This is a genomic window from Vibrio sp. Sgm 5 (genome assembly GCF_026241575.1).
Taxonomy (GTDB): Bacteria; Pseudomonadota; Gammaproteobacteria; order Enterobacterales; family Vibrionaceae; genus Vibrio; species Vibrio jasicida.
The window spans coordinates 1-22,841 of sequence record NZ_JAPHPY010000010.1 but is presented as its reverse complement, the minus strand read 5'-3'; the positions used below and the strand labels follow the sequence as shown (position 1 = coordinate 22,841).

The window sequence follows — 22,841 nt, the reverse complement described above, 5'->3', positions numbered from 1 at the left end:
TTGTTATTCGTTATCCAAAATCACCAGAGATGTATCGCTTAGTACGATCATTATCTGGGCGGTGGAAAATTTTATCGGTCGTGCCATATTCTTCTAACTTACCGAGGTACATAAAACCGGTGTAATCAGAGATACGCATCGCTTGCTGCATGTTATGCGTAACGATAACAATGGTGTATTTCTCACGCAGTTCAGTAATCAAGGTTTCAATCGCTGCAGTCGCAATTGGGTCAAGCGCAGAAGTGGGTTCATCCATCAAGATTACTTCCGGCTCTAGAGCGATCGTACGAGCGATACATAAACGCTGCTGCTGACCACCCGACAAGCCATTTGCGTCTGCATCCAGCTTGTCTTTCACCTCTTCCCACAAATGCGCACGTTTTAATGCAGACTCAACACGATCTTTGATTTCTGCTTTGCTAAACGTACCTTGGATTTTGAGACCAAACGCCATGTTATCGTAAATCGACATTGGGAATGGTGTCGGTTTTTGGAAAACCATACCGACTTTAGAGCGCAACTCGTTAACATCGGTGTTGTTAAAGATGCTTTCGCCATCCAACAGGATTTCACCTTCTGCATACTGATGACCATACAAATCGTAAATTCGGTTCAAGGTACGAAGAAGCGTGGATTTACCACAACCAGATGGGCCAATAAGTGCCGTCACTCGGTTTTTGTAAATCGGCATGGATACCGATTTCAGAGCTGCATCTGCGCCTTTGTTGTAGTAAAAATTTAAATTTTGAATATCCATACGATGAGTCAGATTTGCTGTCACATCGTTGGTATTAATGCTGTCTACCAAAGTGCTCATAGTAGGTCCGTTCATGTTGTTTGTGGTGACTGGGTTTAAAGTTGCCGTGTTCATGCTCTTCTCGCTTTAAATAGCTGCGGCAACGAAGTCGCCAGTACGTTAACAATCAAAATAAAGGTCGTGATAATCAGTGCACCAGCCCATGCTAGCTCCTGCCACGATGTGTATGGACTCATCGCAAACTGGTAAATCGTTACTGGCAAGTTTGCCATCGGTTGGCTCATGTCCGTGGTCATAAAACTGCTGTTTAGCGCGGTAAACAACAAGGGTGCTGTTTCACCCGAGATACGTGCGATAGACAATAGAATCGCGGTAATAATACCCGGTGCCGCAGCTCGGTAGCTCAGTTGAGTTATCACGCGCCATTTAGGGGCACCTACGCCACTGCCCGCTTCTTTGAGTGTTGGTGGAACAAGACGAAGCATCTCTTCTGTTGCAGCAACAATCACTGGCAATGCAAGTACCGCGAGTGCAATTGCCCCCGCCCAACCCGAGTAACCACCAGTTGGAACCACAATCAAAGCGTAAACAAACAGACCGACGAGAATCGATGGTGCGCTCATTAGCATGCCGTTAAGGAAGCGCAAAGACTCAGCAATCTTGTTGTCTTTACCTGCCTCAGCAAGCCAAGTACCAGCCAGAACACCAATCGGTGCTGCGATTAAAATGCCCAAACCAGTCAGCATCAAGCTACCAATTAGTGCGTTTTTCAAACCACCTTGGCTGCCAGGACCTGGCGTCAGTTCAGTGAAGGTAGCCAAACTCAAGCCCTTCACACCTTCACCGACAAGCGTGTACAAAATACTGGCAAGAACGAAGACACCGAATGCGGCTGACAAAGAACAAAACGCTAAGAAACTAAAGTTCTTTAATTTTCTAGTATTCATGATGACTTCCTTAGTAAACGTCGAGCAAAGCCCATCACGAAGAAAGTGATAATAAAGAGCACGACGCCAAGTCCAATCAGTGAAGCGATATGAATTGGGTCAGTCGCTTCATTAAATTGCTGAGCAATCGTCGATGAAATTGAGCTCGCTGGCATAAAGAATGAAAACTCTATACGACTCGCACCACCGATAACAAAAGCCACCGCCATTGTTTCGCCAAGTGCTCGCCCTAGGCCAAGGATGCCAGCACTCACTGTTGCATTTTTCACTTTTGGGATAAGAACTTTGGTGATCACCTCAAATGGTGTCGCACCTGTTCCATACGCCGCTTCACGAAGAACATCAGGAACCGATTTAAGTGCGTCACGCGTCAATGACGTCATGATTGGCAGAATCATAAATGAAAGGATAATGCCCGCCGCTAACAAACCGATGCCAATCGGTGGCCCATTAAACCAGCGACCGATCAAAGGAATATCAACTAAATGCATGCCTGCCCACATTTGGAACCCTTCTGAGAACCAAGGAACAAAGACAAACAATCCCCACATACCATAGATAATGCTTGGTACGGCAGCGAGTAGCTCAATGGCCTTACTCACTGGCTGACTTAGCCATTTAGGTGCTAGTTCAGCGAGGAACACTGCCGTACCTAATGCGATAGGTGCAGCAATAACAATAGCGATGAAAGAAGTAACAAGTGTGCCGTAAATTGCAGAGGCAGCACCAAATTGACCATTAATAGGATCCCAAATATCTCTAAATACAAAGCCAGGGCCAAATTCTTTAAAAGCAGGCCACCCACCTTCAATGAGTGATAATAAAATACCAATTAGAGTCACAAAGATTAATAAAGCACTCGCGAAACTCAATTTATTAAAAACCGAATCACCATTTACTTTATTTTTAATAGCTAATGTAGTCATAATATTTTATTCAGTTGTCTGGAGAATATATTCCCCAGACAACTTAATGAATTATTGAATAATCGCTTGGCCGTTTGATTTCAAACCATTTTTCCAAGTTTCGTTAACCATGTTAACTACCTTGCTTGGCATTGGGATGTAATCTAGCTCTTCCGCAAGCTCACCTTGCTCATAGCTCCACTCGAAGAACTTCACGATTTCTTTTGCTTTGTTCGCATCCGATTGGTCTGTGTGCATTAGGATGAACGTAGCAGCCGTCATTGGCCAAGAATCAGCACCTGGCTGGTCGTTCAGTAGCAGGTGGTAACCTGGTGCATTTTCCCAATCAGCGTTAGCTGCAGCAGATTGGAAAGTGTCCATGCTTGGATTTAGGAACTTGCCTTCTTTAGATTGCATTTGTGTGTAAGCAAGGTCGTTTTGCTTAGCAAATGCGTATTCCACATAACCAATCGCTCCGCGAGTTCGGTTTACGAAGTTTGCGACACCTGCGTTACCGTTCCCGCCAATTGTTGTTGCTTTCTTTGGCCATGTGATGTCTTTACCAACACCAATAGATTCATGCCATTCAGGGCTTACGCGGTCTAGGTAATCAGTAAAGTTGTAAGTCGTACCAGAACCGTCCGAACGGTGCACTACGTAGATAGGTTGATTTGGTAACTCCACGCCTTCGTTTAGCGCTGCAATCGCCGGGTCATTCCAATTCTTGATGTTGCCTAGGTAGATGTCAGCAAGCACTTTACCTGTTAGCTTGACTTCACCAGCATCGATGCCAGGGATGTTTACTACAGGAACAATTGCACCCATCACCATTGGGAACTGAATCATGCCCTCTTTGTTCAACTCTTCAATGGTCAACGGCGCATCTGTCGCACCAAAGTCTACTGTGTTTGCTGTGATCTGACGGATACCACCGCCAGAACCAATCGCTTGGTAGTTAATCTGAACGCCCGTTTCCTTTTGGTATTGCTCAGCCCACTTCGCATAAATTGGATGAGGGAATGTCGCACCAGCACCATTGATCGTTGTTTTGGCAGCAACGCCAAATGATGCTGCAACCAGAACTGAAGACACTAGAGCTGATTTCATGAATTTCACAATATATCTCCGATATAATTTAGCGATGAAGTTGGGCTAATAAAAAAGCAACATTTAATTAGCCCAGATTAGTTTTAGTGTTCAAGTAAAACTAGGTATTGAAATAAATCCAACAATCAATCGGTGCTCACCAATCGACGGGTGCAGATTAGAAATTCAATATGACAGTTTTATTAAACACCGAGACTAAACCACACAATGTGAATAACAATTATCTCGGCAGAATTAATTATGATAAGAAAACTTCACAAGACTTTTATAAAGTAAGTGAAGATGTAAAAGGATATGTATGCAATGCGCCATAATAAGATTGCAAATATTAAATATTGATGAAGGATAAGGACTCATTTAGACTCAGATGATGGACATGTTACTCATCTTCAAGATCTACCTCTTCTATGGCTTAGCTTTCTTCGCCATCTTTTTTGCCATTCTTTTTCGAGATTTACGCAAAAGCCGTATCGCTATCGCTTCTGCATTACCTATTCTTGCCATGTTCGGTTTCATCCATGGCTTTCACGAATGGTCTGAACTTTATCTAGTTATGTATGAGCATGAGTTCGCGCTTACCAAGGGGATAGAGACTTTTAAGGTATTCAAACTCTGGTTCTCATTTATTGCGCTTGGCGCTTTCGCATGGAAAATGCTGGATCTGACGGGTTGGAAGTACGTAAAAGCCATCAAATATGGCGCACTCACCGTCCTTACCTTATTTGTTATCAGCTTAATTGTTCGGTTCGGAAGTAATGAATACGCGATTTACATTCACAACACAGCAAACCAAGTTCGTTGGATATTCGGCTTAGGATCTGGTGCGATATCAGGTGTAGCCATGATGAGTTATGCCAACATCCTCGAGAAAGAAGGACACGGTGCATCTTTACCATTCCAGTTAACAGGCCTCTCGTTATTTGCATATGGAATCTGTGCAGGCGTACTTACCTCAGATTTGGGACTGTGGGTTTTAGTGGTTCGCACGATCTGTGCGATCTGCATCCTTTGTACATTGTGGATTGCTCTCAGAGTTTTTGACGATGAAAAGAACAAGCAACTAGAAAGTAATATTCAGCAGTCACAACAAGACGCAAAATTAAAAGAACTCGGTGAGCTAACATCTGCGGTCGCTCACGAGATCAAAACCCCGCTCTCAAGTGCAACGATGAGTTGCGATTTGTTGGAAAAACACTTACCAGACAACGAGGCAAGTCATCGCCACCTAACACGAATTCGCCAAGGTCTTGAACGAGCCGCAGAGATCAGCCATGAAGTCCTAAATTACGCTCATCATAAACCCATAAAGCGTAAAGCAGTTTGTCTCAATACTGTACTGAAGAATGCACTGTCACTGAATCAGTACCGCTTAGAAGGCTTCCTAGTGAGTCAGTCACTAGACGAATCTTTACAGGTATTGGGCGATGAGGGGCAATTAGAAGAAGTGGTGACCAACATTATCGGCAACGCTATCGATGCCAGCCAAGAACATAAACAACTGTATATTGAAACCTATCAAGATAAGCTAGTCGCGATACTCTCGATCTCAGATTGGGGGACAGGTATGCCACAAGATAAGATCGCTAAAGCAAAAACCCCTTTCTACACAACCAAGCCACGTGGCGAAGGCACTGGCATGGGATTGGCTATCAGTAATCAAATTATCTTACAACACGGCGGCGAGCTACACTTGAGGAACTCGAAAAAGAGTGATCATATTACAGGCTTAACGGTAGAAATCCGCTTACCAAGGAATATTGAATGACATTAAAACTCTTACTTGCAGAAGATGATGTAGAATTGCGAGAAGTCCTCGTAGAGGCACTAACCTTGGAGTCTTTTGACGTCATCGCATGCGACAATGCGGAAGATGCACTGGATATCGCATCCGAGCAGTATTTTGATTTAGCATTGTTTGATGTTGTCATGACTGGGATGACAGGTATTGAGGCCTTATCGACCTTAAGACGTTTACACCCTAATATAGGAATCATCATCACGACAGCATTTGCAACCGTTGATGTTGCTGTCGATGCCATGAAGAAAGGCGCGGATGAATTTCTTACTAAACCATTCAACCTTGCTGCATTGTCCGTCACGCTAAAACGAGTACATGCAGAACGCTCTCCGAAATCCCCACTTGATGAACGTAAACATGATCAAATCTTCAGCGCTCTCTCAAACCCAATTCGACGCTCGGTGATTAAACAACTCAAAATCCACCGAAAGATGAAGTTTATGGATCTATGCCGAGTCGTGGGCATAGAAGATCATACCAAGTTCAACTTCCACCTCAAACAACTCGTTATTAGTGGGTTGGTGATCAAAGAAGATGGTCGAATTTACTCGCTCACGGAACAGGGGCAGCAAGTCCATTCCAGTATGCTTTAATGCGCCAATTCAAAACGATAAAGCCGACAATATGTCGGCTTTCTAATTTCACATGTATTACTTGTCGGGGCTGTATATTTTACTTCGCTTATTTTTGTTCAATTGAACGAATGACTTTACACGGATTGCCAGCAGCAACCACATTTGGTGGCACATCTTTTGTCACCACACTTCCCGCACCAATTACAGAATTTTCACCGATCGTTACGCCAGGGCACACGATAACACCACCGCCCAGCCATACGTTGTCACCAATCGTAATTGGCGTACCAAACTCAACACCTTCTTCGACACGACCTTTCACATCCAAAGGGTGGCCTGCTGTGTATATTTGTACATTGGGTGCAAATAACACATTGTCACCAATATGTACTTCTGCGACGTCTAAAACAACACAGTTGAAGTTCGCGTAAAAGTTTCTTCCTAACTTGATGTTAGAACCATAATCACATCGGAATGGCGGCTCTAAAAATGCACCTTCAGCGTCTGGAATAAGCGTATCAATTGCGCTTCGCCATTCGTCCGTATCTGGGATGCTGTTGTTGAGTTTTTGTAGCATTTTTCTGCACTCAATACGTGCCTGGTAAAGCTCCTTATCCCAAGCATCATATGGCTCACCAGCCAGCATCTTTTGTTTTTCTGTCTTCACCGAACACACCATCTCACAAAAATAAAAACGAATCACAACACCGCAAAATGTGACCCGTCTAATGAATTATTTATTTACGCAATTTACGTTGGCACAATGACGTTAATTCAAACAAAAACCATCCATTAATCTTCTCGAAATGCACGATTCATACTTTCAGTTAATGGTTTAACAAGATAACTCAATGGCGTCCTAGGTTCTGAGAGAATCAACACTTCAGCATTCATACCTGACGTTAACCTATGCTTGGTCACATCCTCTTGAGAAAGTGCAATACGAGCAAGATAGAAGTCGTCTTCATTTTGTTCAGACAACTTATCCGCAGAAATCGTCAAGACGGTTCCATCTAAAGGTGCAAGTGTTCTAGCATTCAATGCTGTCAAACGGATCTGAGCATGCTGCCCTGGCGTAATTAAATCGATATCTTGCGGACTGACTCTCGCTTCCACCAGCAACTTATCGTCCTGAGGTACAAGCTCTAATAAGGTCTCTCCAGATCCAATGACGCCCTTTTCGGTAAAGACTTGCATATTAACCACTCTCCCTGAAATAGGGGCAACAATAGCAGTGCGCGCAACCACATCTTTTGCTGAGCGATATTCTTCTCGAATCGTTACCATCTCAGTTTTGGTGTTTCTTAGCTCCTCAACAATCTCATTAAGTCGCTCTAGCCTAAGTTCTTCTATCTTGGCTTGATTCTCATCCAATCGCTTACTGACCGTCAGTGATTGCCTATCTAATTGGCTTAGTGTGCTTCTCACCTCTGCTGCCAAGCGCTTTAACTGCAACAAAGCCGATTTTCCAGAAAAGCCTTTTTGCACCAAAGCTTGGTTACTTGTGATTTCTTCCTCGATAAACTTGAGTCTTTCTCTTTCAATAACTTTTGTCTGCTTTAAGTTTTCAAGCTCTAGGTTCGCCCCCGAGATACTTTGATTAATGATACTTAATTTACTGTCGAAAAATCGCTTTCTGGCTTCAAAAATTTTGTTTTGAACTGACTTTGCCTCAGTCACGACATCGGTGCTTTGTATCGTTTCAAGATCTTGAGACCAATTGATATCAGGCAGTTCATCTAACTCTGCATTCAAACGATTTTCCTTTGCTAAGGTGTGAATGTATTGACCACCGAGCGCATCCAATTTGGCGGTTGCTTGACGTTCAGACAACTGTATTAGTAACTGGCCTTTTTCCACAAGATCACCTTCTTGTACATACAGCTTATCGATAATTCCGCCTTCTAAATGCTGAATTTCTTGCCGTTTGCTCAAGACAGAAAGGTCGCCATAAGCTATGGCTGCGCTCTCCAATTTTGCTGTCGCCGCCCAATAACCCAACCCGCCCAAAAATAAAGTCAGCGTTAAAATAGCAAGAAAGATTGGCCCTTTTAAATGAAGCTCTGCATCTGGTTTGAAGCGAAAGACTTTTTCGGAAGCCATTTCATTAACGGTTGGCAGTTGATTGCTCATTTCGCACCCTCGGTATGTCTGTTTTTTCTTCTCCCATCAAACGCTTCAGCACTTCGTCTTTTGCTCCATAAAGCTTAATTCGGCCTTCCGCTAAATAGAGTAGACGATCCATTTGTCTCAACGTGCTCGGGTTGTGAGCAATAACAATGACGGTTGAACCTTGTGATTTCAAATGCGCAATCAAGCGTTGGTAAGCGGCTTCACCTTCGCCATCCAAGTTTGCATTCGCTTCATCAAATACCACAACGGATGGCTCTCCATATGCAGCCCTAGCTAATGCGATACGTTGTCGTTCACCGCCTGAAAGCCCACGCCCGTTCTCACCAATCACAAAATCATATCCCTTGTTCTTTTTCAGAATCAATTCGTGGCAACCTGCAAGCTGAGCAGCTTGAATAACTTTTGCAGGATCTTCATCTTTAAAACGTGCAATATTATCTCGAATCGTACCAGGGAAGAGTTCAACCTCTTGTGCTAAATAACCAAAGTGGGCACCGCGATCTTCTGAGGCCCAAGTCGAGACCTCCATCCCATCTAACGTTACCTTGCCGGCTAACGGCTTGATGTTACCCAGTAAAAGCCTAGCAAAAGTCGATTTCCCTGTACCTGAAGGGCCAATAACACCAACAGATACACCAGGAGGAATAGATAAACTAATACCTGATAAAACAGGTTCACTCGCTCCGGGGTGGCGATAAGCCATTCCTGTCAACTCAAAGTGCCCTTTTGGCCTTGGTAAAGGCATATCAGATTCTTCTTGCGTAACCACTCGATCAATCTCAAATAAACGCTGATAAGCATTTCTTGCTGACATGGCGCTTCGCCAAGTACCGATAGCTTGCTCCATCGGAGACAGCGCCCTGCTCATTAATATTGAACTGGCTATCATGGCACCCGCGGTGATTTCGTGTTGGATAACCAATAATGCTCCACCACCCAGCAAGCAAATTTGTAACGCACCGCGAACGAATTTGGAAAAGTTGGCCAAGTAAATCGACTTACCTGTAACTCGCTGTTCCAATCGATTCGATTCATTAACGTTTGAATACCACTTTTCTAAAAACGCATTCATCATCCCCATCGCCATAATTGAGTTCGCATTTTGGGTAGCGATCTCGGCATGATTTATATGCGATATAGCCCGAACTTCACTCTCTTGCATCGTCTTTCTGGTCACTAATTCATTGACCACTCCTAAGCTAAAGAGCACAACAGAACCGCCCAGAGCAATATGTCCCAACATAGGATGGAGCAAATACACGAAGAGAATAAAGACTGGAGTCCAAGGGGCGTCAAGCAAAGGATAAGGGGCCTGGCTACTTAGAAAGCTTTTGATGTTTTGGATATCTCTTAATACTTGTGACGTGTAGCTTTTCCCTGAATGAGCTTGATATTGAATACTTCGTTTCAGCATAAATACCGAAAGTTTCGCATCCATCCAATACCCAAATGTCTTGCTCATTTGAGCTCGAGCAATGTCAATCAGAGACATCGTCAATAAAGCCGCAATGACAATAACCGTCAGAAGGAGCAGTGTATCAATGGAATAAGAAGAGATGACTCGGTTGTACACTTGTAACATGTACAACGGAATAGATAGGACTAATAAGTTTATAAATAGACTAAAACCAATCAGCAAGCCTGTGAGCGTGCATAGTTTTTGTCTGACTTCTTTGAAAACCGTTTTTTGCACGATTACTACCACATATTTGCAAGCGTAGGCGCTAGAAATACTAGCGCCTAAAATAGACTCAATTCTAAATAATGAACAAGTCGCTACCGTATGAGTTGATGTCTTCTTGTGTAACACCAATAAGTTTAACGGTGAGATCGACGCCGTCTGTAAAGACAGCATTACCTTTCGCATCATAGGTAAAAGTAAGATCAGAATATGACGTTACAGAATCACTGATGATGTGAAGGGAGTCCTCACCAATGGTAAAATCAACCACTTTTGCCTCGCCGTGACCACCAAACTTATCCGTAAAGACGAACTTGTCTGCACCGCTACCACCAATAACAACGTTGTCACCAGAACCAGCAACCAAAACATCATCACCGACGCCACCGTTTAGCTTGTTATCTCCCAATAAACCGAGCAATAAATCACTACCTGTACCGCCACCAAGGTAGTCGTTGCCTGTACCAGCCATTAGAATATCGTCACCAGCACCACCGGTTAGACGGTCATTACCAGCGCCGCCTACAACGAAATCGTCACCACCGCCACCAACGAATGAATCGTTGCCACCAAAGCCGACGAAGATGTCATTGCCGCCATCAAAATCAGCGACTTGGTTATTTTCACCCGAATCACCGAAATATGTGTCATTTGTGCTCATTTTATGTCCCTCTTGGCTTTATATTTGAATAGACCTTCACGTCTGGATTAACTTCCTTCAGACATGAGAAGTCTAATAAACATAAACATAGGAACAAGTTTGAATATGGATTGATATTTCAAACTATCAATATTTTTAACACTACAAAAAGTGGTACTTTTAGATATAAACAACATCTAAAACAAAAAGTTAAAAGTAGTACTAAAGGTTTCTCTTCGCCCAACTTGTCGCTTGGGTGCGGTTTTTAACCTCAATTTTTCTGAATATGTTGTAAAGGTGAGATTTAATCGTATGCTCACTAATAAACAGTGAATCTGCTATTTCCATATTAGAACCACCGTCTTTCAACATCTGAAGAACTTGTACCTCTCTTCGAGTAAGTTCAACTTCTATCGCTGGCTCAATAACATAGTTTGACTCCTTACCTTTGTAATAAGTCAAAAGTTGTTCAAGTAGTCGTCTTGATAGCCAATTATCACCATCAATAATCGCTTTAAGTCCTTGACAAAGTTTCGCCATCGAATCGCTTGGACCGAATATACCTTTAACATGTGGCCATGACGCTAATTCTTCTGTATCAAGCTCATGCCCTAGGTTTAACATAATTGTTCCTAGCACTTTTTCATTATCTTTCAGATAAACCAAAGTATCAGATGGTGTTTCTACAGAGAAATCAACTAACAGGAAATACTCTTCAGGAATCAATTCGTGGTAGCTTGGATTTTTACTATCGATGATGGTTATTTTGGTTTCTGTATTTTTAGAAAGCATCTCCTTAAAATTTTCACTCTGCAGACTTTGTTGAGTGATCATTAGGATCTCGGGCCTTTCCTTATACTGTTCCATAATGTTTCTCATACTTTCACTAACTTAATATTCTGAATTTAATAGTTATTGCTGAGCACCTAAACTCATATCTAAGTGCTAGACGATAGAGTAGAGTTATTTGATACTTTTTTAAATTGCAATTTGGTTAAAATCATAAACAAAAAAAGTGTTTCTCATAAAAGAAACACTCCTTACATATTAAAAATGAATGATAGATCTACATCGCAATTTAGAAGAAATAAACGCTAACTTAGCTGAATTTATACTGCTATTGATAAACCAGACATATTTTCTTTAGCCCAAATTAATGCTTGAACTCTATTTTTCACGTCAATCTTCTTAAAAATATTGTGGAGATGGGTTTTCACAGTATTTTCACTCACAAATAGTTGCTCAGCAATCTGTTGATTCGAAGCCCCCATTGATAAGAAGGTAATAATTTGCTGTTCTCTTTTCGTCAAAATTGCGGACATGCTCTTATTAACTGGTCTGCTGTGTCGACGTAAGTGCGTAATATACTGTTGTGAAAACTTACGGCTAAACCACATATCGCCCTGTAAAACTTTGCCAATTCCAACTTGAAGATTATTAATATCATCCGATGTATAGAAAATTCCGGCAAGATTCTGCCAAACGAACAGCTCTTCTGTTGAAATGGTTTTATCGCAATTGATCAGCACTTCAATCGTGTCTTTTAGCTCAGTTTTCTTGAATTCTACATAACGAGCAAAGATTTCATCTGAAACCACACTGTAATCGATTAAGGTTGCCGAAGCTGAGCCGTGGCAATTTAAGGGCTCACTGAGCTTCTCTGGGGTAATCAAAACAACGTTAATACTGAGTTTGGTTTCGAGAACATCTTTAAGCAAAGACGACTGCAAACTGTCCTCAGTAATTAATATGACGTTCCTTGTACTTTTACACTCCATCTCTTTTGCAGCCCTTTAGTTATTTTGATTTAAATAAGCAATAGATTTAGATAGAGCAGCAGTATTGTCAAGTATGAAAAAAAGTAGTAACAAAGAATAACTTATTGATTAAAAGCTAGTTAAAGAAGGTGAGTTAATGGGTAGGTATGAAAAAGGGAGTTCGTAAACTCCCCCTTTATTAGTGCACTGGTGTTGAATTTTTCTGATTGAACTTACCAAAGTATTGCTCAAGAACCTCTGGCGTCAGCTTTCCTTCAGCTTCTAGCTTCTTCAGTTCAGCAGCGATTTGCTTTTGCTCTTCTAAAGAAGGAAGCTTTACTTCCGGCTCTTGAGCAGCTTCTTGTGAAATCTGTTCTAGTTCTTTTTCGAAGTCATTCATAGTACTTACCTAAATATATAGTCGTTAAACTTGTAAATTAGGCCTATTCTATCCAACTCTAGAGTTTGAAGCTACCAACCATCTTATCCAAACGAGAGGATAGCTCTTGTAGGTCTTGGCTTGCACTTGCCAACTCTTCAGCTGTAGCCGTGGTCATTTCATTAATCGCATTGATTTCTTCAATATTCTGATTGATGGTATGTACAACCGTTGACTGTTCTTCGGTTGCCGTCGCTACTTGTGTGTTTCGGTCAGAGATATCGGCAATACGCTCAGAGATGTTCATTAACACTTCAACCGCTTCATCAGTTGAGGCAACGCCTTCGAATGTTACCGCTTTACCCGCTTCCATTGCAGTCACTGCATCTTGAGCGTCACTTTGAAGCTGGTTGATCATCTTCTGAATCTCTTCGGTAGAGACAGCAGTGCGTGAAGCAAGGTTTCGAACCTCGTCAGCGACGACAGCAAAACCACGACCTTGCTCCCCTGCTCGTGCAGCTTCAATTGCCGCATTCAGCGCAAGTAAATTGGTTTGCTCAGAGATATCACGAATCACATCCAAAATAGATCCAATATCCTTGGTAGTGGTTGCTAATTGCGTCACTACCATGCTGGTCGTTTCAACGTCATCGGCAAGGCGACTGATCACTTCTTTCGCTTGAGTAACCACTTGGCGACCTGTCTGTGTGTTATCAGATGCTTGGTTTGCTGTATCCGCAGCGGTTGCAGCGTTAGAGGCAATCTCACTGATGGTCGCACCCATCTGGTTAATCGCCGTTACCACTTGAATTGTTTGGTCGCGCTGCTCTTGGCTATTATCGTGCGTTGATGTGGCTTTGCTGGATACACTGTCTGCAGCTTGGCTTAATGCGCCGCTGGTTAACGACACTTCTTTCATAGTCGCGTGAATCTTTTCAATAAAGCCATTAAAGCCTTTTGATAGCTGAGCAATCTCGTCGTTACCTTTGATTTCGATACGCTGAGCCAAATCGCCTTCCCCTTCACCAAGGTCAGTGAATCGGTCTGCAATTTGGCGAATTGGGTTAGTAATGCTGTTTGCTAGCAAAATACCCATTGCGATGAAGACTAGCGCCACGATTGCTGTCGTAAACAACATTTTCTCTGCTGTTGCATCAAGGTCAGCAAATACCTCATTCACTGGCACGACACCAACCACAAACCAATCCATTGATGGCACATACAGGCTAGATACAAACATATCTTGGCCTTCAAATTCGGTAGTAACGAGATTGAAATGACCTTTGTTAAGCAGCTGAGAAGCGTCTCTTCCAAACAGTTGGCCAATTGAGGTTTTATTTTTGCCTTGCTGGCGATGGATTTGGATGTCACCTTTACTATTCGTTAGGAAAACATAGCCTGATTTCTCAATCTTGAAGCCATTCAGGAGCGACACCATATCATCCATCGATTTTGACAAACCAGACATCGAGATGCCATTCACATCTTGATAATTAGCAAACATTTTCACGTCACCATTGGACTCTTGGAACACGCTCACTGACGTGTCTTGGCCCGAAGAGGTGAACCCAAAAAACCACCCATCCTGTGAGCGATTGAGTTGACGTAGAAAGCCGTTCTGGTTCCAGTAGTATGCGGTTTGGCGGTTTGCTACAGACGCATCGTTTAACTCATATTGAGATTTCACATTATTGAGTTGCTGAACGAGTTGCGCTTCAACTATGGGGTTACGGTCGGTCGTAGATAGGGCTTCAACCACAAATTCGTTGGTTGCTAACTGTTTTGCCGCTTGCTGCATTTGGACAACTTCACGGTCAATTTCGGTATTGATTTGCTGCAACATCGCAGGCAATTCAATGTCAATCAAACGGTGACTAAGCACCTCTCGGGCGTGGCGCTGCGCCATGACACCGACAATAATAGTCGAGGCTAAAACAGCAAAAGTAATACCGAGTACCACCTTTTGTTTGATACTCAGAGAAGTAAGTTTCAACATATTTGGACCTTTAAAAGAATCACTCGTTATCTGCATTCTGAACAGAGTAAACTTGGTGCATAAGTATTTGCTATGCACGGCTCGGAATCTATATCGGCCCAATCCTACAAAACTAGAGAAAAATCTCACAAAAATCTGCAAAAATAATGTAACAGAAACGCTTTCTTCTTTAACGAATCTTTTCTGGCTTAATCTGCCAATCCCTGTGCAATAAACGCGTTTAACCTATCTTGATTGATGATGTCTATTCGTCGATAGCCAATTTGAATAATGCCCTCTTTAGACAAACATTGCAGAGAACGGCTTAGTGTCTGACGAGTACATCGAGATAAATGGGCGAGTTTGTTTTGGGTATATAAGATAGGACTTGACTCTCCATGGGGTGCGTTTAATCGACTCACCAAATACAATAACTTTGCCACCCGGTATTCATTCTTTAAAAGGACAGATTCGGTTGTCCACTCCATAAGTAATCGGAAACGGAAACTGATTTCGTGAATCGCAATCTGATATAAAATAGGATAACGCGAGGCGATCTCTCTCATTTTCTTGACTGGTATAGCAATGATCACAGCATCAGAAGATGAATAGAAATCATGGTTGGTAGGTTCATTCTCAAAACAACCTACCCATGTCAACCAACTGCTCGGCCCCAGCATCGCAATGCAAGCTTCGTCACCACCTTCACTGCAGCTCGCTAACTCAATATGACCGCATATAACAAGCCGCATTGTGTCAACGGATTTATGAGCTGAATGTAGCAACGTTGGCATCTTATAAGTCTCAATTTTTGCCGACAAAATCATTTCTTCAATCGCACTTTTCTCTAAGCGTTGAAGCGTTGGGTCTTCATTTAAGATCTGACAAAGCAAAGCATCTTGTTCCAACTGACCAAGTGGAAACTCAACATGAGAATGTAAGTTTTTAGACATTGTTCTCATCCTATCTTCGATATGTTGTTAATCAATTGTTACGAAAGACTAACAATTATCCGATAAGAAAAGCCAGTAAAAGCAACAAGGCTGTGAGAAGAGGATTCAATAATGCTAATGCCATGCTTAAAAACACACCGAAGATTACTCAGTCACGTCTCGATATTAGGCGTTCTATTAACCTGCGCGACATGGAGTACTGCATCTGTCGCCGATGATCATTTTGAGGGAATTCCAGGAGAAAGAACGTGCTTTTTTCGCTACGGCCCGGTCTCAGCCGATCCATACATCAACGTTGCCTACCCTGATGCTGCCGTAAAATATTGGGGGTCCGCTTTCACCGTGCCAGAAGGCGCAACACTGAGATTAGAAGGCCAATTTCCCCACTCCCGCTATATGTCATTAATCAGCTACGACGATCGAGGAAGACCAGTTCAATCCTTACCTGACTATATGATTAAACCGAGCCAAAGCAGCGTAAATCCCTTTAGAAACGGGAGTCAACGAGACAGTGTATTTAGAAGCTATCAAGTTAGAATTCTCGATTCGGAGCCAACAAAAGACTACACCGCAGGCCAAACTCGTGAAGGTGTTGAATCTGATGAACTGCACACACCAAAGTCATCCGCCAATCAGCAAGTACTGATTTATCGTATCTATGCAAAAGATGAAAACAGTGATGGCACCGCAAACGCTGCTCTGCCAGAGCCCGTCGTAACACTTGCGTCAGGTAAAGAGCTAAGAGGCCCAGAAGCGTGCGACGCCCTGAACAGCTCTCAACCATTAGCAGCGAAGTTGAACGCTTTAGGGATACCAGTAGAAAAGTACCGAAAACTGGTGACTCAGCCCAACAAACCTGCCGGTTTCCCTGCTACGAATCCAGCGACTTGGCACATCCAGTTAGATCGCCAAAGTTTGCTAGGAATCTATACAGGAAACATAAACCCAGAGGCAAGACGTACTTCTGGTGGCTTTTATCCAAATCTAGATAACAACTACATTCGAACTGTCGTTAACCGCAAGCATGGTCCAGTATTTGTGCTACGTGCCAAAGCCCCTATCACACCTAAGACTTTCCAAGGTAGCAAAACCATGGGCAACGGTGAACTTCGCTATTGGTCCGTTTGTTCCAACAAAGGATTTGCCGTTACCAAAGTCAATGACTGCCTTTATGATGAACGAATTCCTGTCGACAAAGACGGTTACTATACCATTGCCGTAAGTCGCAAATCAGACAGACCTCGCAATGCTTTTACTCAATGTGGTATTGGTTGGCTGCCAATGGCCGATGATGGCGATGGCATTATCGATAAAGACGCGTCAATCGTTCAAATTCGCCACATGCTTGCCTCTCCGACATTTTCTCACGCCATACAAAATATTCAGCAGGACAAAGATATAGCCCCTGTGATGAGAGAGTTTTACCCGAGAACCTTCTATACCACCACAAACAACTTCGAACTCATGTTCCCATGTAACGAAGACTAACCCCAAGCTCTCATTAAGAATGGCAGGTTCTATCCTGCCATTGATTCACATTTATTCTAATCCAGAGGTCGCTATGTTATTAAAGCTCGTGCTGTTTCTGTTGTTAATACTCTTAATTACTAGTGTTTACGCATCACCTACACCCCCTAAAACGATCGAAGATCTCGACGATCCTACCGCTCTTAGTTCATTTATAGGCTTACGAACTGGCACCAATGGATATGGAGCAATTGGACAAATCGGGTTTAATAGCCCCGACAGTGTGTTGGGACACAACAGTTTTCTTCAATTCAAGGACGATTTTGAAACCGTGCATTTACGTCATTTCTCTATCTACAAACCTAGTGGTACTGGGTTATTTCTTGACGCCCAACGCAATAATACGGGCTCTATTGCGGTCAATCGCGCTTCACTCGGGGCCATACAGATTATTCCCGTTTTAGAGAATTTGAGAGTGAATCCAGCATTTCTGTACGGTGAAACTTGGACAGAAAATGAAGCAGCAAATAACTCTGTGTTCCCAAACACATCAATCTTGACCTTATATACGTTTATACGCTGGCAAGTCACTAGCGATTGGTTCGTTAACTTAGTGCCTCAATATACCTATAGTATAAAAGGGCGAAAGATCCGTTTGTTTGAACTTGTCACACAGGTCGGGCACAACATCACCAAAGATTCGAGTGTGGCGATGAATACGGATGAAGATGACAACTTTTGGCTCACGCTAAAACATGCCTTTTGAGAACATAGATAACAAAATATGCGTTGCTGATTGATAGTTTCTCGCCAACAGCTTGTAAACCATAGCAAGATCCCAATATTGGAAAGATAAATTACACGGGCGTACTGGAACTTTTCCCTACGAATGAGTGACCAATACACAAAATAAGAATCAAATGGATACCCAGAGAGTCCACAAAATGCACAAAACGAACTTCGAAACGCTTCAAAGCTATTTAGAGTCCCAGATCATTGGTCAACATGATCTGGTAAAACAGTTACTGATCGCTCTACTTGCCGATGGGCACATCTTGGTTGAAGGTCCTCCAGGTCTTGCAAAAACACGAGCTGTAAAATCCCTGTCTGATTGTGTCGAGGGCGATTTCCACCGCATTCAATTTACGCCCGACCTACTGCCTGCCGACTTAACGGGTACAGATATATTCCGTCCTGAAACGGGCGAATTTACCTTTCAGTCTGGTCCGATTTTCAATTCTTTGATCCTTGCCGATGAAATCAACCGTGCGCCGGCCAAAGTTCAAGCAGCAATGCTCGAAGCCATGGCAGAAAAGCAAGTAACGGCTGGCCGCAACACGTATGCGCTACCCGAACTTTTCTTGGTAATGGCGACGCAAAACCCGATAGAACAAGAAGGAACTTATCCGCTGCCAGAAGCGCAGCTCGACCGTTTCTTGTTGCACCTTGATGTGAATTATCCAGATGCGGAACACGAGTTGGCTATCTTGCGCATCAACCGTGGTGAGGCAAAAGGCGAAGCGACGATTGAACGTCCAAGCTTGAGCCAAGAAGACATCTTCACCGCACGCAAAGAAGTACTCAACATCCACATGGCAGATGCGATTGAGCAATACATCGTTCGTCTTGTGATGGCGACTCGACAGCCAAGCGATTACGACTCAGAGCTTGCGAAATGGCTATCTATGGGTGTAAGCCCGCGTGCAACGATCGCCCTTGACCGTTGTGCTCGAGCTCATGCTTGGCTAGCCGGTCGTGACTTCGTTTCACCAGAAGACGTTCAAGCCATGGCTTACCCTGTGCTACGTCACCGTCTACTGCTTAGCTACCACGCTCAGGCAGAAGGCATTACAGCAAATCAGGTTATCGACAAGCTTCTTAATCTTGTAGGTAGCGCATAACGTAGGTAGGTGACATGTCTGCATCATATGCATTGCCACCTCATGCGAATGGGGTGACATTAACCCTTGAAGAGCTGCTTCAATACCGGACGCAATCCGTTCGTTGGCTACCACCAGCACAGAGTATTTGGTCGCAAATGAGTGGTAACCATACCAGCCGTCAAAAAGGGCGCGGTATGGACTTTATGGAAGTGCGTCAATATCAAGCGGGCGATGATATTCGCAGTATCGATTGGCGAGTCACGGCTCGAACGGGAAAAGCTCATACCAAGTTGTTTGCTGAAGACAAAGAGCAAGCGGTGATCTTGTACATCGACTTGAGCCCTAGCATGTACTTTGGTTCGCAATATGTATTGAAGTCGGTTCAAATGGCGCACTTCGCTAGCGTCTTGATTTGGCTGACGTTAGCCAAGAAAGACCGCATCGGCGCGGTGATAGATGATGGTTCCCAATGTATTGAGTTCCGCCCTTCTTCTCTTCAAAAGCAAGGGCTAAGAATTCTTGACGCGATAGTGAATACTCACAATCAATTGCTTACGAATCAACACGCTGACAGCACACGTACGCTGCCATACATGAGCGCCATTGAAACGCTACACAACCTTACGCCGAAAGGCAGTGAGCTCATTCTATTGAGCGACTTTGCTCAAGTGGAAGAGAAAGAGCTGCTTCAACTGCGTCGACTAAAGCAACACAACAGCGTTCGTGCAGTCCAATTCTATGACCCTTTAGAGCGAGGTGAAACCAAATTTCGAGGTCAAGCGAAAGCGTCTGACGGTCATCGAAGTCAATGGTTCAACTTTGGTTCAAAAGGACAACGAAAGGCATTGGAATCATACTTCGATAAGCATCAGCAAGCCATCAAACAACAATGGCACTCGATGGCGATTCCATTTAATAGTCTGTCTAGTGGGTTTCCCCTGATTCAGCAATTAAGCTAACCACAGTAACAACATATATAACATTCAAGCAGTAGTAATAATGACAACGAATAACCAAAGCCTAAACCTTGAACCTTTAATCCTACCGAATGCACCAGATTGGTTCCCACTTGCTTGGGGATGGTGGGCTGTTCTGGGCGGGATAATTCTTTCCATCGTAATTGTCGTGTTGTACTTAAGATGGCGTTCAAAACGTCTTGTCGCTAAAAAGACCGCTTTGAAATTGTTGACCAACCCGCTCACACCACATACTCCGTCTTCTGCATTAGAGGTTCTCCGCCAAGCGGCTTTGAGTTACTTCCCTCGGGAAGAGATCGCACCATTAACAGGCTCTGCTTGGTATGAGTTTCTTGATAGCTACACCAAAGAAACTCGATTCGTAGACAAACAACAACAGTGGCAAGCCGCGCTTTACCAAAAATCTGGTCAAGAACAGCATCAAGATTTGATTGATGATTGTGCTTTCTGGATTGACAGCGCTTTGCCTCCGAAGAAAAAGGCAAAAACTCGTGACTGAGGCAAATCTCGTATCGAGCCTCTCTCAATGGTTTAACATTGAGTTGGTCTGGTGGTGGGCTCTTCTTTTGCTGCCCCTACCTTGGCTGATTTATAAGTTCTTCCCTGAAGAGACTCAGCAAGCTGAAATCAAACTGGCCTACTTGCCTGACAACAAACACAGCACCAAGCCAAAACAGTTAGCCCAGAAGGCACTGTCTATTGCTATCTGGGCTTTATTAGTTATCGCTTGTGCTCGTCCGGTTTGGTATGGCGACCCGGTTGAGTTCCAACCGAAGTACCGTGACATGATGCTAGTCGTCGATTTGTCAGGCTCAATGCAAAAAGAAGACATGAACGACAATGGCGAGTACATTGACCGTCTCACAGCCGTGAAGAAAGTCCTGTCTGAATTTGTTCAAAAGCGCGACGGGGACCGTTTGGGCGTCGTTCTGTTTGGCGATCATGCTTACCTACAAACACCGCTAACGGCGGACCGTAAAACCGTGATGCAACAAATCAATCAAACTGTGATTGGCTTGGTTGGACAACGCACAGCGATTGGTGACGGAATCGGCTTAGGTACCAAAACCTTTGTTGATAGCGACGCACCACAACGTGTGATGATTTTACTTAGTGATGGCAGCAATACAGCAGGCGTATTAGATCCACTTGAAGCCGCAGACATTGCAAAAAAATACAACGCCACTATTTACACTGTTGGGGTGGGCGCGGGCGAGATGATGGTGAAAGACTTCTTCATGTCTCGTAAAGTGAACACCGCTTCTGACCTCGATGAGCAAACACTTACTAAGATTGCCGAAATGACAGGTGGCCAGTATTTCCGTGCCCGTGATGCGCAAGAACTTGAAAAAATCTACGACACAATTAACCAGTTAGAACCCGTCTCTAGCGACACTCAGACTTGGCGACCTCAATCTGAATGGTTCCCTTACCCACTGAGCGCAGCACTCGTTCTTTCCGTGTTTCTGTTTGTTCTAAGGAGAAAACATGGCTGAGTTTATATTCTTATATCCATATTGGCTGTTGGGTTTGCTCGTCATTCCTATCGTCTTAGCCCTAAATAGCCAGTACAAAACCAAGAAGTCGTCCTTGATAGCGCCGCACTTGGCAAAAATGCTCGGTCATTCCATCAAGACCAAACATTACTTTGCTATCTGGGGACTCGCTTGGGCGACCGCCTGCATCGCTTTGGCAGGGCCGAGCTGGCAATCGAATACTCGCCCAAGTTTCGAACTGAGCCAGAACCGAGTATTAGTCTTGGATATGTCACGCTCTATGTACGCAACGGACGTGAAGCCAAATCGACTATCGCAAACACGCTATAAAGCGTTAGATTTATTACCGAAGTGGAGAGAAGGTTCGACAGGTTTAGTCGCTTACGCAGGTGACGCCTATACCTTAAGCCCACTCACAACCGATTCGAGTACACTTGCTGGCATTATTGAGAATCTATCGCCAGAACTGATGCCTTACCAAGGTTCGAATTTACCATCCGCGATAGAAACCGCTCTTGGTCAATTTACACAAGCCGGTGTCAATCAAGGTGACATCGTTGTGTTGGCAGATGATTTGGATGACTCCGAGCTATCACGTTCACTAGCGTTGTTAAATGGTAAAGATGTCAGAGTGTCAGTGCTTGCTATCGGAACATCAAATGGTGCACCAATTGCTCTTCCGGATGGTTCTTTGATGAAGAACCGACAAGGCAATACGGTTGTGGCGAAAACGAATTTGAAAAATTTACAGACGCTGGCGAAGCAAACTGGCGGATTATTCGTTCCGATTCAACATAATAACCGTGATGTAGAGAACATTGCCGCGTTTACCAATAATGCTGGTAACAACCTTGCCGCGAAACAAAGCGAGGATGTAAAAACAGATTCGCGCTCAAATAGCGGTTTCTGGTTGCTTCCACTGCTATTGATTCCTGCTGTCCTTCTCTTTCGTAGAGGTATGGTTTGGGTGCTGGTTGCGACCGTACTACCAATGACTTGGACACCAAAAGCAGAAGCGAGCGCGTTCCTAAATCAAAACCAGCAAGGCGAGCAGCTTTATCAACAAGGTGAGTACGAAAAGGCACAAAACACCTTTACCGACCCAAACTGGAAAGGTGCTGCCAGCTATCAAGCCGGTGATTATGAAAGTGCCATTGAGGCTTTCTCAAACAACTCGACTTTGGATGGACGTTATAACCTCGCCAATGCACTTGCTCAAAACGGTCAACTTGATGATGCAGCAAACCTCTACAAACAATTGGTAGAGGAGAAGCCCGATTTTGAGTCGGCGAAAAAGAACCTTTCGGTTGTAGAGGAGAAACTGAAGCAACAGCAGCAACAGCAGCAACAGCAGCAACAGCAGCAACAGCAGCAACAGCAGCAACAGCAGCAACAGCAGCAACAGCAGCAA

Annotated in this window: 22 protein-coding genes; 9 read left to right on the top strand and 13 right to left on the bottom strand. The window is 43.7% G+C overall.

Going from position 1 to position 22,841, the window contains the following annotated elements:
- Positions 1-10: 10 nt before the first annotated feature.
- Genes pstB through pstS form a run of 4 tightly spaced genes read right to left on the bottom strand, consistent with a single transcriptional unit; the run spans position 11 to position 3,716 of the window.
- Positions 11-871 (bottom strand): phosphate ABC transporter ATP-binding protein PstB, encoded by an 861-nt coding sequence (gene pstB / locus OQJ86_RS07925; protein WP_173399958.1) that lies wholly within the window; start codon positions 869-871, stop codon positions 11-13.
- Entirely contained in the window at positions 868-1,704 is an 837-nt protein-coding gene (gene pstA / locus OQJ86_RS07920) for a phosphate ABC transporter permease PstA (RefSeq protein ID WP_265987417.1), read from the bottom strand. The genes pstB and pstA overlap by 4 nt, the downstream gene beginning before the upstream one ends.
- Positions 1,701-2,630 carry a phosphate ABC transporter permease subunit PstC gene (pstC, locus tag OQJ86_RS07915; RefSeq protein WP_038881017.1) on the bottom strand — a complete coding sequence of 310 codons (930 nt, stop codon included), beginning with the start codon at positions 2,628-2,630 and terminating at the stop codon, positions 1,701-1,703. Before pstC ends, pstA begins: the two co-directional genes overlap by 4 nt.
- A gap of 51 nt (positions 2,631-2,681) precedes the next feature.
- Complete coding sequence (gene pstS / locus OQJ86_RS07910) at positions 2,682-3,716, bottom strand: phosphate ABC transporter substrate-binding protein PstS (RefSeq protein WP_265987416.1); 1,035 nt, start codon at positions 3,714-3,716, stop codon at positions 2,682-2,684.
- A gap of 370 nt (positions 3,717-4,086) precedes the next feature.
- Between pstS and OQJ86_RS07905 the strand changes: the two genes are divergently transcribed.
- On the top strand, positions 4,087-5,481 hold the full coding sequence (locus OQJ86_RS07905; protein WP_038870368.1) for a sensor histidine kinase: 1,395 nt from the start codon (positions 4,087-4,089) through the stop codon (positions 5,479-5,481).
- Complete coding sequence (locus OQJ86_RS07900; RefSeq protein WP_038870366.1) at positions 5,478-6,107, top strand: response regulator; 630 nt, start codon at positions 5,478-5,480, stop codon at positions 6,105-6,107. Before OQJ86_RS07905 ends, OQJ86_RS07900 begins: the two co-directional genes overlap by 4 nt.
- Positions 6,108-6,195: 88 nt before the next feature.
- On the opposite strand, the gene OQJ86_RS07895 is transcribed toward OQJ86_RS07900, so the two are convergent.
- The 9 genes from OQJ86_RS07895 to OQJ86_RS07855 form a co-directional block, all read right to left on the bottom strand.
- Entirely contained in the window at positions 6,196-6,756 is a 561-nt protein-coding gene (locus tag OQJ86_RS07895; RefSeq protein WP_045404794.1) for a sugar O-acetyltransferase, read from the bottom strand.
- A 125-nt stretch (positions 6,757-6,881) separates the two neighbouring features.
- Positions 6,882-8,222, bottom strand: coding sequence for an HlyD family type I secretion periplasmic adaptor subunit (locus OQJ86_RS07890; RefSeq protein WP_038870363.1), 1,341 nt, complete (start codon positions 8,220-8,222; stop codon positions 6,882-6,884).
- Positions 8,197-9,915 carry a type I secretion system permease/ATPase gene (locus OQJ86_RS07885; protein ID WP_038881108.1) on the bottom strand — a complete coding sequence of 573 codons (1,719 nt, stop codon included), beginning with the start codon at positions 9,913-9,915 and terminating at the stop codon, positions 8,197-8,199. The genes OQJ86_RS07890 and OQJ86_RS07885 overlap by 26 nt, the downstream gene beginning before the upstream one ends.
- A 64-nt stretch (positions 9,916-9,979) precedes the next feature.
- Complete coding sequence (locus OQJ86_RS07880; protein WP_038870360.1) at positions 9,980-10,564, bottom strand: calcium-binding protein; 585 nt, start codon at positions 10,562-10,564, stop codon at positions 9,980-9,982.
- Between the two features lie 201 nt (positions 10,565-10,765).
- A complete protein-coding gene (locus OQJ86_RS07875; RefSeq protein ID WP_038870359.1) occupies positions 10,766-11,422 on the bottom strand; it encodes a LuxR C-terminal-related transcriptional regulator in 657 nt (218 codons plus the stop codon).
- Between the two features lie 230 nt (positions 11,423-11,652).
- Positions 11,653-12,321, bottom strand: a complete 669-nt coding sequence (locus OQJ86_RS07870) for a LuxR C-terminal-related transcriptional regulator (protein ID WP_038870357.1) — start codon at positions 12,319-12,321, stop codon at positions 11,653-11,655.
- Between the two features lie 178 nt (positions 12,322-12,499).
- On the bottom strand, positions 12,500-12,700 hold the full coding sequence (locus tag OQJ86_RS07865) for a restriction endonuclease subunit S (RefSeq protein WP_038870355.1): 201 nt from the start codon (positions 12,698-12,700) through the stop codon (positions 12,500-12,502).
- Between the two features lie 58 nt (positions 12,701-12,758).
- Positions 12,759-14,675, bottom strand: coding sequence for a methyl-accepting chemotaxis protein (locus tag OQJ86_RS07860; RefSeq protein WP_042605878.1), 1,917 nt, complete (start codon positions 14,673-14,675; stop codon positions 12,759-12,761).
- 188 nt (positions 14,676-14,863) lie between these two features.
- On the bottom strand, positions 14,864-15,607 hold the full coding sequence (locus OQJ86_RS07855) for a Crp/Fnr family transcriptional regulator (protein WP_265987415.1): 744 nt from the start codon (positions 15,605-15,607) through the stop codon (positions 14,864-14,866).
- Positions 15,608-15,718: 111 nt separating this feature from the next.
- Here OQJ86_RS07855 and OQJ86_RS07850 point away from each other — a divergent pair, with 111 nt between their 5' ends.
- The 7 genes from OQJ86_RS07850 to OQJ86_RS07820 all read left to right on the top strand — a co-directional run.
- A complete protein-coding gene (locus OQJ86_RS07850; protein WP_265987414.1) occupies positions 15,719-17,095 on the top strand; it encodes a hypothetical protein in 1,377 nt (458 codons plus the stop codon).
- Between the two features lie 19 nt (positions 17,096-17,114).
- Complete coding sequence (locus tag OQJ86_RS07845; protein ID WP_265987413.1) at positions 17,115-17,840, top strand: hypothetical protein; 726 nt, start codon at positions 17,115-17,117, stop codon at positions 17,838-17,840.
- A 178-nt stretch (positions 17,841-18,018) separates the two neighbouring features.
- Entirely contained in the window at positions 18,019-18,975 is a 957-nt protein-coding gene (locus tag OQJ86_RS07840) for an AAA family ATPase (protein WP_061034454.1), read from the top strand.
- A gap of 14 nt (positions 18,976-18,989) precedes the next feature.
- Positions 18,990-19,916, top strand: a complete 927-nt coding sequence (locus tag OQJ86_RS07835) for a DUF58 domain-containing protein (RefSeq protein WP_265987412.1) — start codon at positions 18,990-18,992, stop codon at positions 19,914-19,916.
- Positions 19,917-19,956: 40 nt separating this feature from the next.
- The gene (locus OQJ86_RS07830; protein ID WP_038881008.1) at positions 19,957-20,433 is read left to right on the top strand and encodes a DUF4381 domain-containing protein; all 477 of its coding nucleotides are present in this window, start codon (positions 19,957-19,959) and stop codon (positions 20,431-20,433) included.
- Positions 20,426-21,430 carry a vWA domain-containing protein gene (locus OQJ86_RS07825; RefSeq protein ID WP_042605882.1) on the top strand — a complete coding sequence of 335 codons (1,005 nt, stop codon included), beginning with the start codon at positions 20,426-20,428 and terminating at the stop codon, positions 21,428-21,430. Before OQJ86_RS07830 ends, OQJ86_RS07825 begins: the two co-directional genes overlap by 8 nt.
- The coding region (locus tag OQJ86_RS07820; protein WP_265987411.1) for a vWA domain-containing protein at positions 21,423-22,841 on the top strand (1,419 nt) is incomplete at its 3' end. The genes OQJ86_RS07825 and OQJ86_RS07820, both read left to right, overlap by 8 nt.

Coding starts and splice junctions, on each gene's coding strand:
- pstA (WP_265987417.1), bottom strand. CDS start 1,704: ATGAATACTAGAAAATTAAAGAACTTTAGTTTCTTAGCGTTTTGTTCT.
- OQJ86_RS07890 (WP_038870363.1), bottom strand. CDS start 8,222: ATGAGCAATCAACTGCCAACCGTTAATGAAATGGCTTCCGAAAAAGTC.
- OQJ86_RS07870 (WP_038870357.1), bottom strand. CDS start 12,321: ATGGAGTGTAAAAGTACAAGGAACGTCATATTAATTACTGAGGACAGT.
- OQJ86_RS07845 (WP_265987413.1), top strand. CDS start 17,115: ATGGCAGGTTCTATCCTGCCATTGATTCACATTTATTCTAATCCAGAG.
- OQJ86_RS07880 (WP_038870360.1), bottom strand. CDS start 10,564: ATGAGCACAAATGACACATATTTCGGTGATTCGGGTGAAAATAACCAA.
- OQJ86_RS07855 (WP_265987415.1), bottom strand. CDS start 15,607: ATGTCTAAAAACTTACATTCTCATGTTGAGTTTCCACTTGGTCAGTTG.
- OQJ86_RS07860 (WP_042605878.1), bottom strand. CDS start 14,675: ATGTTGAAACTTACTTCTCTGAGTATCAAACAAAAGGTGGTACTCGGT.
- OQJ86_RS07905 (WP_038870368.1), top strand. CDS start 4,087: ATGGACATGTTACTCATCTTCAAGATCTACCTCTTCTATGGCTTAGCT.
- pstB (WP_173399958.1), bottom strand. CDS start 871: ATGAACACGGCAACTTTAAACCCAGTCACCACAAACAACATGAACGGA.
- OQJ86_RS07850 (WP_265987414.1), top strand. CDS start 15,719: ATGCTAATGCCATGCTTAAAAACACACCGAAGATTACTCAGTCACGTC.
- OQJ86_RS07840 (WP_061034454.1), top strand. CDS start 18,019: ATGCACAAAACGAACTTCGAAACGCTTCAAAGCTATTTAGAGTCCCAG.
- OQJ86_RS07835 (WP_265987412.1), top strand. CDS start 18,990: ATGTCTGCATCATATGCATTGCCACCTCATGCGAATGGGGTGACATTA.
- pstC (WP_038881017.1), bottom strand. CDS start 2,630: ATGACTACATTAGCTATTAAAAATAAAGTAAATGGTGATTCGGTTTTT.
- OQJ86_RS07830 (WP_038881008.1), top strand. CDS start 19,957: ATGACAACGAATAACCAAAGCCTAAACCTTGAACCTTTAATCCTACCG.
- pstS (WP_265987416.1), bottom strand. CDS start 3,716: ATGAAATCAGCTCTAGTGTCTTCAGTTCTGGTTGCAGCATCATTTGGC.
- OQJ86_RS07875 (WP_038870359.1), bottom strand. CDS start 11,422: ATGAGAAACATTATGGAACAGTATAAGGAAAGGCCCGAGATCCTAATG.
- OQJ86_RS07865 (WP_038870355.1), bottom strand. CDS start 12,700: ATGAATGACTTCGAAAAAGAACTAGAACAGATTTCACAAGAAGCTGCT.
- OQJ86_RS07900 (WP_038870366.1), top strand. CDS start 5,478: ATGACATTAAAACTCTTACTTGCAGAAGATGATGTAGAATTGCGAGAA.